Annotated in this window: 11 protein-coding genes and 1 pseudogene; 7 read left to right on the top strand and 5 right to left on the bottom strand. The window is 67.3% G+C overall.

The window, feature by feature from the left end; genetic code table 11:
* Position 1: 1 nt before the first annotated feature.
* From M4486_RS16650 to M4486_RS16620, 7 genes are all read left to right on the top strand, one after another.
* Positions 2–1,291: a PTS sugar transporter subunit IIC gene (locus tag M4486_RS16650; RefSeq protein WP_200502170.1), complete on the top strand. Its 1,290-nt coding sequence runs from the start codon at positions 2–4 to the stop codon at positions 1,289–1,291.
* Between the two features lie 44 nt (positions 1,292–1,335).
* Entirely contained in the window at positions 1,336–1,824 is a 489-nt protein-coding gene (locus M4486_RS16645; RefSeq protein ID WP_249478441.1) for a hypothetical protein, read from the top strand.
* A 16-nt stretch (positions 1,825–1,840) separates the two neighbouring features.
* On the top strand, positions 1,841–2,686 hold the full coding sequence (locus M4486_RS16640; RefSeq protein ID WP_249478439.1) for a class II fructose-bisphosphate aldolase: 846 nt from the start codon (positions 1,841–1,843) through the stop codon (positions 2,684–2,686).
* Between the two features lie 38 nt (positions 2,687–2,724).
* A complete protein-coding gene (locus M4486_RS16635; protein ID WP_249478437.1) occupies positions 2,725–3,513 on the top strand; it encodes a P-loop nucleotide/nucleoside kinase family protein in 789 nt (262 codons plus the stop codon).
* On the top strand, positions 3,510–5,534 hold the full coding sequence (locus M4486_RS16630) for a BglG family transcription antiterminator (RefSeq protein WP_249478435.1): 2,025 nt from the start codon (positions 3,510–3,512) through the stop codon (positions 5,532–5,534). Before M4486_RS16635 ends, M4486_RS16630 begins: the two co-directional genes overlap by 4 nt.
* A gap of 96 nt (positions 5,535–5,630) precedes the next feature.
* Entirely contained in the window at positions 5,631–5,951 is a 321-nt protein-coding gene (locus tag M4486_RS16625; RefSeq protein ID WP_249478433.1) for a nucleotide pyrophosphohydrolase, read from the top strand.
* Positions 5,938–7,668 (top strand): DUF2075 domain-containing protein, encoded by a 1,731-nt coding sequence (locus M4486_RS16620; RefSeq protein ID WP_249478431.1) that lies wholly within the window; start codon positions 5,938–5,940, stop codon positions 7,666–7,668. The genes M4486_RS16625 and M4486_RS16620 overlap by 14 nt, the downstream gene beginning before the upstream one ends.
* Before the next feature lie 330 nt (positions 7,669–7,998).
* On the opposite strand, the gene M4486_RS16615 is transcribed toward M4486_RS16620, so the two are convergent.
* From M4486_RS16615 to M4486_RS16600, 5 genes and pseudogenes are all read right to left on the bottom strand, one after another.
* Positions 7,999–9,975, bottom strand: coding sequence for a sialidase family protein (locus tag M4486_RS16615; RefSeq protein WP_249478429.1), 1,977 nt, complete (start codon positions 9,973–9,975; stop codon positions 7,999–8,001).
* Positions 9,972–10,640 carry an extracellular solute-binding protein gene (locus M4486_RS19840; RefSeq protein ID WP_283257941.1) on the bottom strand — a complete coding sequence of 223 codons (669 nt, stop codon included), beginning with the start codon at positions 10,638–10,640 and terminating at the stop codon, positions 9,972–9,974. Before M4486_RS19840 ends, M4486_RS16615 begins: the two co-directional genes overlap by 4 nt.
* Before the next feature lie 67 nt (positions 10,641–10,707).
* Positions 10,708–11,106 (bottom strand): annotated as a pseudogene (locus M4486_RS19835) (ABC transporter substrate-binding protein); the annotation flags it as partial.
* A gap of 262 nt (positions 11,107–11,368) precedes the next feature.
* Complete coding sequence (locus tag M4486_RS16605) at positions 11,369–12,268, bottom strand: carbohydrate ABC transporter permease (RefSeq protein ID WP_249478427.1); 900 nt, start codon at positions 12,266–12,268, stop codon at positions 11,369–11,371.
* A gap of 2 nt (positions 12,269–12,270) precedes the next feature.
* Positions 12,271–13,194, bottom strand: a complete 924-nt coding sequence (locus tag M4486_RS16600; protein WP_249478425.1) for a carbohydrate ABC transporter permease — start codon at positions 13,192–13,194, stop codon at positions 12,271–12,273.
* Positions 13,195–13,197: the final 3 nt, after the last annotated feature.

Raw genomic sequence — 13,197 nt, 5'->3', positions numbered from 1 at the left:
GATGGGCGTCCTCGACTGGATCATCTCCAACATCTTCACGCAGGCCGGGATCGTCATCGCCCTGATCGCGATGATCGGCCTGATCCTGCAGCGCAAGGACGTCGGCTCGATCGTCTCGGGCACCTTCAAGACGCTGCTGGGATTCATGGTCCTCGCGGCCGGCTCCGCGGTGCTGGTCGCGACCCTTACCTACTTCGGCACGCAGTTCGAGGCGGCGTTCAACCTCACCGGCATCGTCCCGTCGATCGAGGCGGTCAATGGGTTCGCGACGAACGACCTCAAGCTGGGCGGGCCGATCGCGATCGCCTTCCTGGGCATCTTCATCGTGAACGTGCTGCTCGCCCGCTTCACGCCCTGGAAGTACATCTTCCTCACGGGTCAGGCGCTGCTGTGGATGGCCACGATGACTGTGGTGTTCGGATCGGCCATGGGCCTGTCCGGAGTGTGGCTGATCATCGCCTGCAGCGTGGTCGGAGGCATCTTCTGCGTGGCGATGCCCGCGATCGCCCAGCCCATCATCCGCAAGGTCACCGGGAACGACGCGATCGCCCTCGGGCACTTCTGCACCATCGGCTACATGGTCGAGGCGGGCGTCGCCTACCTGGTGCGCGATCGCAGGCCCGATCGGAAGACCACCGAGGACCTCAAGCTCCCGCGGGCCTTCGAGTTCCTGCAGGACACCTACATGTCCCTCGCTGTCGTGATGATCCCGCTGTTCCTGATCACCGCGCTGTTCGCGGGCCCGGCCGCCTCGGCCGACGCCGCCGGGGACACGAACTTCCTGGTCTACGCGTTCCTGCAGGCCATGCAGTTCGTGGTGGGCGTGTACGTGCTGATGGCCGGCGTGCGCCTGCTGCTCGGCGAGATCGTCCCCGCCTTCCGCGGCATCTCGATGAAGCTCGTGCCGAACTCGAAGCCCGCGCTCGACGCGCCGGTGCTGTTCCCCTACGCCCCGAACGCCGTGATCATCGGCTTCCTCACCACCACGATCGGCACGGTCATCGCGATGTTCGTGCTCCCGCTCGCGGGCTTCGCCGTGATCGTCCCGGGCATGCTCACGAACTTCTTCGCGGGCGGCACCGCGGGCATCTTCGGCAACGCCGTGGGCGGCCGTCGCGGCGCGATCATCGGCGGCCTGGTGCACGGATTCTTCATCACGCTGCTGCCGGCGCTGCTGGTGGGCACGTTCCAGACCCTCGGCTTCCCGAGCCTCTCGGCGACCGACGCCGACACCATCGTCGCCGCCCTGCTGTTCGCCTGGGTCATCGGCCCGATCATCAAGGCCTTCTGAGGCCGACGACCACCTCCGCACCCCTCCGAGAGACAGGAGACGCCATGGGATTCTTCGACCGCCTGCTGGGCACGCGCCCGCGGACGAGCACCGATGATGCGGCAGGCTCGGCCGACGCCGACGCCGCCGACACCGCCGACGCCGCGTCCGAGCTCACCGATGCCGAGCGCGAGCAGACCACCGCGCGCATCGCCGAGATCGACGCCGAGCTCGCCTCCGCGCCGGACCCGTCGGCCGCATCGAGCCCGTCGAGCCCGTCGAGTCCGTCCACAGCGGACCCGGCCGACCTCCACGAGGAGCTCGGCACCCTGCACGAGCGCCTCGGGGACACGGGCGCCGCGATCGCTTCCTTCGAGGCATCGCTCGAGGCCAGGCCCCGCTACGGCACCTCGTACAACCGCCTCATGGACCTGTACAACACGCGCCGTGCGCAGGCCGCCTCGGCCGGCGACGGCGCCGCGATCAACCAGTGGATGTCGAAGATCGACGCGCTGCTGGCCACCTCCAAGCGCATCATGCGCGAGAACTACTGAGACCCAGGGAGCACCCGTGTACGTCACCCTCAGCGAAGTCCTGACCGAGGCCGAGCGCATCGGCTCGACCGTCGGCGCGTTCAACGCCCACAACCTCGAGATGATCCCGCCGATGATCCTGGCCGCGCGCGACGCCGGCAGCCCGATCATCATCCAGACCTCCGTCGGCACCGCCCGGTACATCGGCATGGAGAACCTGGTGGCCCTGTGCCGCGGCATGGCCGAGCGCGAGCCGGTCGACGTGGTGCTGCACCTGGATCATTCGACGAAGCTCGAGGACATCCGCGACGCGATCGACGCCGGGTACAGCTCGGTCATGTTCGACGGGTCGTCCCTGCCGTTCGCGGAGAACGTGCTGAAGACCCGCCGGGTCGTCGAGTTCGCCCGCGAGCGCGGCGTGAGCGTCGAGGGCGAGATCGGCACCATCGGCGGCACCGAGGACGGCATTTCCGTCGCCGAGGGCGCGCTCACCTCCCCCGAGGAGGCGCGCGCCTTCCACGAGGCGACCGGCGTGGACGCCCTCGCCGTCTCCATCGGCACCCACCACGGCTCGTACAAGGGGAAGACCCAGATCGACGTGGGGCTCGTCGATCGGATCCACGCGGCGGTCGACGTGCCGCTCGTGGTGCACGGCGGCACCGGCGTGGACGAGGCCGACTACGACGCCCTGCGCCGCGCGGGCGTGCGCAAGTTCAACATCGGCACCGAGCTCATCGTCGGCTGGACCCGCGCCGCGAAGGAGACCTTCGGGGCGACGGAGGTCAACGCGTCCCTGCGCAACAACATCGTCCCCGCGAACGACGCGGTCGCCGGCATCGTCCGCCACAAGATCGGATGCCTGCTTCCCGCCCGGATCTCGTGAGCGGGGCGGGGACGGTGGCAGGCGATGAAGCGGCCGACGTGGCACGCGCTGCCGGTGCGGGCTCGGCCGACGCCGGCTCGTCGGCCGACGAGCACCTCCTGCTGCTGATCGCCGGCTATCCGGGCACGGGCAAGAGTCGCATCGCCGCCCTCGTGCAGGAGCATCTGGGGCCCTTCCGCGCCGTCTCCATCGATGACCTCAAGGAGCAGCTGTACGACCAGGAGGGCTTCGCCGACGCCGACGCGAAGGCGCACCTGGATCGCGCTGCGCTCGAGCTGTTCTTCGCCCGGGTGCATGCGGCGATGGCGGATGGCGTGCGCGTGCTCGCCGAGTACCCCTTCAGTGACAAGCAGAAGGACGTGCTCGCCGCCGCCTGCCGCCGCTACGGATATCGGCCGGTGACGGTGCGTCTAGTCGCGGACTTCGAGGTGCTCTTCGAGCGCCAGCGGCACCGCGACCTGGATCCGACCCGCCACCTGGGACACCTCGTCGATGCCTACGAGCACGGCGATACGCTGGCTGATCGCCGTGCGGCTCCGCAGCTGCTCAACGTCGAGGTGTTCCTCGGCCGCTATCTGCACCGCGGCTACGGGGAGTTCGTGCTCGGCGACCTCGTCGAGATCGACACCACCGACTTCGCGCAGATCGACGACGCCGACATGCTCGCCCGGATCGGCGCGGCGGTCCGCCGGGGCGACGGGAACGACACGAAGGCCGCGGCGGATGCGGAGCGCGTGGAGGGCGCGATCAACGGAGCCGACAACCAGGACGCACCATCGCAGAACGGGACCCGCCCGACGTCGGAGAGGACGGAGCACACGCCATGACCCCGTCCCGCACCGTCTCTGCCGCACCCGCGCCCACCCGTCGCGACCCATGGGAGGCCACGCGCCAGCGCCTGCTGGGCGCGCTGGTCGAGGCGGGACCGGGCGCGGTCTCCGCCGAGGACCTGTCCCGGCGTCTCGGCGTCTCCACCCGCAGCATCCGCACGTACGTCTCCCGGTTGAACGCCGAGCACGACGCGGAGGTCGTCTCCTCCTCCCGCGCCGGCTACACCCTGGACCACGCCCGTCTCGCCTCCGCCGGCGCCGGCACCGAGCGGCCCGATCCTGGCCGGCGCGTGCTGAGCCCCGGCGAGCGGCTCTCCGCGCTGCTGCGCTCGATCGTCACCGCGGACGACGGCGCCGACGTCTTCGAGCTCGCCGAGGACCTGCGCGTCAGCGACTCCACCCTCGAGGCCGACCTCACCAAGGGCCGCGCGCTGCTCGCCATCCACCACCTGCGCCTGGAGCGCAGCGGACCCCGCGTGAGGATCGACGGCCCCGAGCTCGCCAAGCGCCGCCTGGTCCGCCAGATCATGACCGACGCCGCCCGCTCGCGCGCCCAGTTCGTCTCCGTGCGCGAGCTCGCGATCGAGTCCTCGGAGCCGTCGCTCATGGGGTTCCGCGAGGGCCTCACCCGGATCCTCCGCGAGCTGGGCCTGCTCGCGACCGAGAACAACCAGCACGCGATCCTCGCGCACGTCGCCGTGATGGTGGGGCGCGTGCGCCAGGGCCACCAGTTCGACGCGCCCGCATCCACCAGCACCGCCGACGACCTGCGCCGCGACGCCGCCCGCCGCATCGCCGAGCTCATCGAGACCACCTTCGAGCTGCGCCTCCCCACCGGCGAAGAGGACTATCTGGTGGGGCTGCTGGACGAGAACACGACCCCGGAGGACCTCTCGCTCGTGGTCGCCGGACGCCTCGCCCCGCGCGAACGGGTGCCGGAGACGACGGCCGACGCCGAGGTCGACTTCGTGGCCGTGGTGCGGCGGATCGTCGCGCAGGTGGGCGAGAACTACCTGATCGACCTGGACAACGAGCGCTTCATAGCCTTCCTCAGCCTGCACGCGCGGAACCTGGTGCGGCGGGCCCGCCGGCGCCAGAGCGCCCACATCCCCGTCGGCCAGTCGATCAAGGACACGCATCCGCTGATCTACGAGGTCGGGATCTTCATCGCGCGCCGGCTCGAGCTGGCGCTGGGCGTGGAGATCCGGGCCGACGAGATCGGCCTCATCTCCTTCCACGTGGGCGCGCACTTCCAGAGCGTCTATGCGCGCGAGCGCCTGGTGCGGATCGCGATGATCTCGCCGACCTACCTCGACCTGCAGGACTCCGCGCGCAGCCTCCTGCAGTCCGCGATCGCCGGGGTCGGAGAGATCGAGACCATCGCCTTCGACGAGGCCGAGATCGCGACCGGCCCCTCGGCGCCCGACCTCATCGTCTCGACCGTCCCCCTGCAGGGTCTGCAGCGGGAGCTCGCCTCCCCCGTGCTGCACCTCAGCGCCCTGCCCGGTGCCCAGGACCTCGAGCAGGTGCGCCGGAGCGTCCTCGAGATCGCCGCGGAGAAGCGGCGCAGCCGCGTCGGTGCCTCCCTCGTGAACCTCATCGAACCGCAGCTGTTCCTGGACCTCGAGGCGACGACCCGCGAGGACACGATCGCGCAGATGTGCGCGGCCCTCGGCAAAGCGGGGATGGTCGAGCCGGGCTTTCACCGGGGCGTGCTGGAGCGCGAGGAGATGTCCTCGACGTCGCTGGGCACGGGCGTCGCGATCCCCCACTCGATGGTGATCGACGCTCACACCTCCTCGATCGCCGTCTACGTGCCGGACGAGCCGATCGTGTGGGGCGAGGACGAGGTCTCGATCGTCGCGATGATGGCCTTCAGCAAGGACAGCCGCGAGGAGTTCGGCGAGCTCTTCGAGGCGCTGATACGCGTGCTGTCCAAGCGGGAGAACGTGGAGCGGCTCGCGGGGCGGGCGGGGACGTACGAGGAGTTCATCCGGGGGTTGTTGGAGGTGATCTGAGCGGTCCCTTCCAAGGCACCGCACGCAGAGCGGCAGCCGTCCAGAACGACTTCAGAGCCTCCCGCACGGTCGACGAATGCTGTTAGGTTCACCATCATGTCGACAGAGCGCACGATCGAGGCCCTGAGAACCTTCATGGCCGAGCGCGACTGGGGACAGTTCCACTCCCCCGAGAACCTCGCCAAGTCGATCTCGATCGAGGCCGCCGAGCTCCTCGAGTGCTACCAGTGGGACGGCGATGCCGATCGCGACGAGGTCACCGGCGAGCTCGCCGACGTCCTCACCTACGCGCTGCTCCTCGCGGACAGGCTCGACCTGGACCCTGAGCAGATCGTCCTCGACAAGCTCGAGCGCACCGGCCGGAAGTACCCGGTCGAGAAGGCCAAGGGACGGAGCACGAAGTATGACCGGCTTTGAGATCGAAGAGCTCCGCTTCACCCCCGACTCCGTCGAGGAGACGCGAGGACGACTCCCCCGCTTCTCCAACTGGCCGGTCGTCTACCTCATCGAGGACGGTCACGACATCTACGTCGGCGAGACGGGCAGTGCAGACCGTCGTATGCGCCAGCACCTCAAGTCCGAGCAGAAGCAGCACCTCAAGGAGGTGCGCATCGTCTTCGATGAGCGCTTCAACGGATCCGCCTGCCTGGACCTCGAATCCCTCCTCATCCGCCTGCTGGGCGGTGACGGCAAGTACGAGGTGCTGAACCGCAACGAGGGCATCACCAACCAGGACTACTTCCAGCGCAGCGAGTACAACGACACCTTCAAGGAGATCTTCGAGGAGCTCCGCGGTCGCGGATACTTCGAGCGCTCGATCCCCGAGATCGAGAACTCCGACCTGTTCAAGCTCTCCCCGTTCAAGGCGCTCAACACGGAACAGGGCATCGCCGTCCTGGACATCATGGAGGGACTGGTCGAGGACCTCCAGCACCCCGATGTGCGCACCATCGCGGCGATCCAGGGCGATCCCGGGACTGGCAAGACGATCGTCGGCATCTACCTCATGAAGCTCATGCGCGACCTCGCCGTCTTCGACCCGACCGACGAGGTCGAGGGCGACTCGATGTTCTCCGACCTCTTCGTCGAGGGGAACCGCGGGCTCTTCAGCGACCTGCGCATCGGCCTCGTCATCCCGCAGAAGTCCCTGCGCAAGTCCATCAGCAAGGTGTTCAAGAAGGTGCCCGCGCTGAGCGATGCACAGGTGCTCACGCCGTACGAGGTGGCCGAGGCCGAGGAGGACTTCGACGTCATCGTGGTCGACGAGGCCCACCGCCTCACCCAGCGCGGCGCCCAGGCTCATGGCACGCTCACCGCGCGCTATGGCGAGATCACCCGCCGACTCTTCGGTGAGGACGACCTCTCGATCAATCAACTCGACTGGATCCGCAAGCGCTCCCGCCACACCATCCTCCTGCTCGACACCGCCCAGAGCGTGCGACCGATGGACATCGAGCCCGAGGTCTTCGAGCGCGTGCTTGCAGAGACCAGGGAGCAGAAGCGCCTGTACCCCTTGGACACCCAGATGCGGGTGAAGGGCGGCAAGGAGTACCTCGAGTTCGCGCGTGCACTCATCTCCGATGACCCGCCCTGGAAGATCCCGGATCTCGGCGACTACGAGTTCGAGCTGTTCGACGACCTCGGTGCGATGCACCAGAGGATCCGCGAACGTGACGCTCAGTTCGGGCTCGCACGACTCGTCGCTGGCTATGCCTGGAAGTGGCGGAGCAAGGGCAAGACTGGACTCCACGACATCGAGCTCGACGGCGTCGCCCTGGACTGGAACAGGTCCGACGTCGACTGGATCGCCTCGAAGACCTCGCTCGAGGAGGTCGGCTCGATCCACACCGTCCAGGGATACGACCTCAACTACGCCGGCGTCATCATCGGCGGCGACCTGCGCATCGACCCCGAGACCGGCAGGCTCGTCGCCGACCGCAAGAACTACTTCGACAGAAATGGAAAGATCGACAACAGGACGCGTGGTCAGACCACCACCGACGAGGATCTGCTCCGCTACATCACCAATGTGTACCGGGTGCTGCTGACGCGGGGGATGCGGGGGACCTACATTTACGTGGCCGACCCATCGTTGAGGTGCCGCATCAGGCACCTCCTCGAACACGACAGCTAGAGGCCGAAGCAGCACCCGCACCACCGCTCCGACCACAGGTCGGACACGTCGGCTCTGCCAGGCGGCATTCGCATGCATCGTCTCCTGTTGACCAGGTCAATCCAGGCCCCATCCGTCACGGAATCGCCCTTCTCCGGGTCGTCCAGATCCCCGACGAACTCCTCCAGGGCACCCAGGGCTTCCCCCGGTCCGCGAGGTGATCGAGGCCCTCTCCAGATCAACAGTCAACCGGTCGAGGACAGGACCGGACATGGCGCCCGACTCCTCGTATTCCTGGAAGGCGTCCGAAGGGTCGGAGAGCCCGTGGACGGCGTCGGGAGGATCTGTCTCTCAGTCCGCATCGCTCACCTCATCCAAAGGCAGGTGAAGGCGCAGATCGGAGTCGTCCCCGAGCAGCATCTTCCCGTCGGCGAGCGCACCGATCTGATCACCGTCGAGCGCCGTGTCGTAGACGCGCACGTCGTCCAGTGCACCGGCGAGTTTGTTGTTCCCGTCGAGTCGCTGGCCGAGGAAGAAACCATCGATCCCCAGCAGATCACCACCGCGGGTGAGCGATCCGGGCGGGGTCTTTCCCTCGGCCGTCTTCACTCCATCGACCCACAGCTGGACGACGTCATCCGTGCGGGTCATCGCGAGGTGATGCCACGCCTTGTCGTTATAAGCGCTCTTCGTGGTCAGTGAGAGATCACCGGTCTCGGTGCCGATCATCGCGCGGAGCCGGTCCGCTCCCGGTTCGCCGCGGACCCAGAGGCCGGGCAGGCCGCTGCCCATGTTGTAGGCCCAGAAGAGGGCCTGGTCATGAGGTTCGTCCCCGTAGCGGAACCAGGTCGAGATGGTGAAGTCCGAGTCGTCGAGGTCCACTTCCTCCCCGTACGGCACGTCCACCCGATCGTTGTCGCCGTTGTCGGCGGGCTCCATGTCCATCTCGAGGGCCTTGCCATGCACGCCGTCGACCAGGTCGGGGTTGCCGCGCACGTAGGCGGTGTTCTCCCGTCCGGAGACGTCCGGGGTGGTCGGCCCGTCGGGATGCTTGATCACGCCGGGTGCCTCGTCGTTCGGGGAGTCGAGGTATGCGTTGTCGAAGCGGGCGAAGCGGATCTCCTGGTAGGCGTCCTCGTCGCCGGTCTCGTAGACGAGGGCGAGCTCCTCGTCCGTCAGCGGCAGGATGTCGGAGTACGCGGCGTTGCCCCAGTTGATGACCTTGCCCTCCTCCCAGGACTGCCAGGTCTTCCCCTGGTCGAAGGAGGACCGGATCGAGAGCACTTTGCGTGCCCGCGGATGGGATTCGCCGGCGTAGAGCACCCGGTCCCGGCCCTGGTCGTCGATGTACGTCTCGATCGCGCCCTGTGAGACGGGCGTCGCCAGATCGGGGTCGGTCTTGAAAGTGCCGTCGTAGCTCTCCCCGCCGTCGGAGCTGGTGGTGAAGGCCCGATTGCCCTCGGCGGAGCCGTGCTGCTCGCGGGCGGAGACGAGGATCTTCCCGTCGGGCAGCTCGGCGAGGCTCAGCTCCTGGGGCTTCAACTCCTCCGGGACGAAGCCCTCATCAGCCCCGAGCTGCCAGGTCACCCCGCCATCGTCGCTGTAGGCGAGGGCGGCGCCGGTGTCATGCGACTCCGACCCGGAGATGTAGCCCTCGTGGTTCAGTCCGATCAGCATGCGGCCAGCGTGCGGGCCGTGCTTCAGCTGGATCCCGTGGCCGGGGCCGGTGGCGAACCACTTCTGCCAGGACGGATCCATGATGTCGTCCTTGATGTTCTTCCGCTTGCTCCAGGTCTTGCCGTCGTCATCGGAGTACTGGACGTACGGAGTGCGCAGATTGTGGTTCGTCGCCGGGTTGTGCGTCGTGATCAGCACGATCCGACCGGTCTTCTGGTCGACGATCGGCAGCGGGCCCCCGATGGTGTCCACGCCGGCATCGTCGATGAGTTCGACAGCTCCCCAGGTCTTCCCGCCGTCGTGCGATCGGCGCACGACGGTATCGATGTTGCCGGAGTCGCCGCAGCCGCTGTCCTTGCGGCCCTCGGCGAAGGCGAGCAGGGTGCCGTCCTTCGTCTCGACGACGGCTGGGATGCGGAAGCAGAAGTAGCCGGCCTGCTCGCGCTGGAAGATGGTGCTCTCGTCGAACCGGGGCTTAGCGTCCTTCTCGGTGGGAGTCACCGGTGCGGCCTGCGCGGTGGTGGTCGGGGCGAGTCCCAGCGCGAGGGCGAGGACTGCGACGGTGAGGGAGGCGAGCAGTGCTCGGGCGCCGGTCGACCATCGGTGTGCGGAGGCGGGACGGGCGGAGGCGGTGCGGTCCATGGCGCTCATCCCTCCTCCACCGTGAAGCCCTGGTCCTTGCCGTACTTCACGAGGGCCTGCTGCCAGCTCTGCAGCCCGTCCGCAAGGCTCTCGTCGCCCTCGTACGCACCGCCGATGTTGTCGTGCAGGATCGAGTTGGCGTACACCTGGTAGGGCAGGAAGGACCAGTCCTTCGGGACGTTCGCGGCGGACTCGGCGAACACCTCGTTGATCTTCTGGCCCCCGAAGTAGTCGGACTCCAGGTCCAGGAACTTCGCCGACTCCAGGTCAGCGACGGTGGACGGGAAGGTCGCATTGATGCGGGTCTCGACCCCGTCGCCGGTGGTGGCCCACTCGACGAAGGCGTAGGCGAGCTCCTTGTTCTTCGAGGCATCCACGACGCCCAGACCGGATCCTCCGTTCTCCGCCGAGCTCTTCTCCCCGGACTCCCACTGCGGCATCGGAGCCACACGCCAGTCGCCCTTGCCGCCGGCGACCCCGGACTCGAAGTTCCCGGGCATCCAGGCGCCGGAGACCAGACTCGCGATGGTGCCGTTGGCGAGCCCCTGGTACCACTCGTCGCTCCAGTCCTCGATCGGTGCCAGCAGCTCGTCGTCGATCAGCTGCTGCCACAGATCGGTGTACTTCTCGACCTCGGGACCGTCGAGGGCGATGCGGACCTTCTCCCCGTCCACCGTGTACGGGGGTGTAGCCCTGCTGCCACAGCAGTCCCTGCAACAGGTTGGCCGAGCCGGTGTCGTTGGCGATGTAGGCCTTCGGGTCCGCCTTCTTCAGGGCCCGCCCTGTCTCCAGGAACTGTTCCCAGGTCTCGGGGACCTCGAGCTCGTGCTTGTCGAACACCTTCTTGTTGTAGAACAGTGCCATCGGGCCCGAGCTCATCGGCATGCTGTAGATGCCGCCGTCGAACTGGACGGCCTCCCAGGTGCCGGTCGTGAACTCTTTCGCGTGCTCGTCCGCGGCGTACCCGGAAAGGTCGGCGAGGGTGCCGTCCAGGGCGAACTGGTTCACCGCCTGGTACTCCATGACAATGACGTCGGGGATCCCCGATCCGGCCTGGATGGCGTTCTGCACGGCGGTGTAATGGTCGATGCCGGTCCCGACGTTGACCAGTTCGGCCTTCACGTCCGGGTAGGCCTTCATGAAGCCCTTGACCATCGGCTCCATGGCGCCGCCCCATCCCCAGACGAGGAGCTTTCCTCCCTCAGTGGCGATGGCGTCGGAGTCGATCGGTTGGGCGTCGGAGGTGGACTTCTTGTCGGAGTCGGAGCCGCACGCGGCAAGAAGGAGTGCTGAGGCGCCGAGGCCGGCGACTGCGAGCGCGCTGCGTCGTGTGGTGGTGAATGGCATGGTCCCGTTCCTTTCACGTCGTTGTGAACTAGAGGCCGGGCGGTCGTGCCCGGTGTTACTGCTTCACACCTCCCGCGGCCAACCCTGATTGCCAATAGCGTTGCAGGACGAGAAAGATCGCGATGATCGGGATGATCATCAGCAACGAACCGGTGATGACCAGGTCGAAGATCGCTTCACCCCCGGCCGTGGAGGCCTGCATGTTCCACGAGTTGATCCCGACCGTGAGTGGGTACCAGTCCGGATTCCGGATCATGATGAGCGGCAGGAAGTAGTTGTTCCAGTTGGACACCGTGGTGAACAGCAGCACCGTGACGACGCCGGGGCCCAGCAGCGGCAGGCCGATGGTGCGGAACGTCCGCAGCTCCGAGGCACCGTCCACCCGAGCGGCGTCCAGCAGGTCGTTGGGTATCGCGTCGGTGCTGTAGACCCACATCAGATAGAGACCGAAGGGTGCGACCAGGGAGGGGATGATGACCGCGAGCGGGTTGTTGGTCAGCTGCGCCGAGCTGAACAGCAGGAAGGTCGGAACGGCCAGCGCAGTTCCCGGAACCGCCACGGCGCCGATGATCACGGCGAACACGATCTTCTTGCCCGCGAAGTCGAACTTGGCGAGACCGTAGCCGCCGATGGTGGAGATGAGGGTGGCTCCCCCGGCGCCGACGACGACATACAGCAGCGTGTTCAGCAGCCACCGCAGGAAGACGCCGTCGTCGTAGGTCAGCACGCGGGCGATGTTGTCGAAAAGGGCGAAGTCGGAGGCGAACCAGAGTCCGAAGGAGGCGCGCAGCCCCTCTTGCGTCTTGGTGGCGTTGACCAGGAGCCACACCAGCGGAAGGAGGCTGTAGAGCAGCAGCACGCCGGTCCCCAGGGTCAGTCCCCAGCTGCGCCGGATGCCGATCCGGTGGCGCACACGACCGCGACTCCGACGAGCCCGCGAGGTCACGACTGCCATGGTCAGTCCCCCTTCCGCATGCCGCGGAGCTGCACGGCATAGGCGACGATCATGGTGGCCACGCCCATGATGATGGCGACCGTCGCGGAGTAGTTCTGCTGCCCGCCGCTGAAAGCCAGGTTGTAGGAGTACAGGTTGGGACTGAAGTAGGTGCTGACCGCGTTCGGCGCCATGGCCTGCAGGATCTGCGGCTCGTTGAACAGTTGGAAGCTCCCGATGATCGAGAAGATCGCCGCGATCACGAGGGCGCCGCGGATCGCGGGGAGCTTGATCGCGGTGATGATCCGGAGCTGTCCGGCGCCGTCGATCGCCGCCGCCTCGTACAGCTCGGTGGGGATGACTCGCAGTGCCGCGTAGAAGATGAGCATGTTGTAGCCGACGTTCCCCCAGATCAGGATGTTCGCGATCGCGGCGAGCACGTGCTTCGGGGAGAGCGGGTTCGGCAGCGTCGTGCTGAAGAGGTCGTTGAGGTTGGCGACCAGGCCGAAGTTCGAGCCGTACATGAATCCCCAGATGAGGGTTGCGACCACGGCGGGGACGGCGTAGGGCATGAAGATCGAGATCCGGAAGAATGCCATTCCGTGCAGCTTCCGGCTGTCCAGCGCGAGTGCTGCGGCGAGAGCGATGACCAGGAGCAGCGGGACCTGGATGACCAGTAGCACGGTCACCCGGCTGACGCTGGACCAGAACTGAGGGTCCTGCAGAGCGCTCGCGTAGTTCTCCAGTCCGACGAACACCGTCCCGCCGATCAGCCGGCTGCGGAACACGCTGAGGTAGAGGGCGTAGACGATGGGCGCGATGAAGCTGATCAGGAAGACGATGAGGAACGGGGTGAGAAACCACCAGCCGGTGGCACCGTGCCGGTCCCTGCCCTGACGGCGACGTCGGGCGGACGGGGTGGGGCGGCTGGCCGCTGTGCTCGTCATCGT

The organism is Brachybacterium kimchii (assembly GCF_023373525.1).
Classification (GTDB): domain Bacteria; phylum Actinomycetota; class Actinomycetes; order Actinomycetales; family Dermabacteraceae; genus Brachybacterium; species Brachybacterium kimchii.
Note: the sequence above shows the minus strand (reverse complement) of the source record. Positions and strands in the feature narration are given on the sequence as shown.

What these genes read in the sequence shown, in the direction of transcription:
- M4486_RS16650 (WP_200502170.1), top strand. Translation starts at nt 2, where the DNA reads ATGGGCGTCCTCGACTGGATCATCTCCAACATCTTCACGCAGGCCGGG.
- M4486_RS16600 (WP_249478425.1), bottom strand. Translation starts at nt 13,194, where the DNA reads ATGACGAGCACAGCGGCCAGCCGCCCCACCCCGTCCGCCCGACGTCGC.
- M4486_RS16645 (WP_249478441.1), top strand. Translation starts at nt 1,336, where the DNA reads ATGGGATTCTTCGACCGCCTGCTGGGCACGCGCCCGCGGACGAGCACC.
- M4486_RS16625 (WP_249478433.1), top strand. Translation starts at nt 5,631, where the DNA reads ATGTCGACAGAGCGCACGATCGAGGCCCTGAGAACCTTCATGGCCGAG.
- M4486_RS16605 (WP_249478427.1), bottom strand. Translation starts at nt 12,268, where the DNA reads ATGGCAGTCGTGACCTCGCGGGCTCGTCGGAGTCGCGGTCGTGTGCGC.
- M4486_RS16630 (WP_249478435.1), top strand. Translation starts at nt 3,510, where the DNA reads ATGACCCCGTCCCGCACCGTCTCTGCCGCACCCGCGCCCACCCGTCGC.
- M4486_RS16615 (WP_249478429.1), bottom strand. Translation starts at nt 9,975, where the DNA reads ATGAGCGCCATGGACCGCACCGCCTCCGCCCGTCCCGCCTCCGCACAC.
- M4486_RS16620 (WP_249478431.1), top strand. Translation starts at nt 5,938, where the DNA reads ATGACCGGCTTTGAGATCGAAGAGCTCCGCTTCACCCCCGACTCCGTC.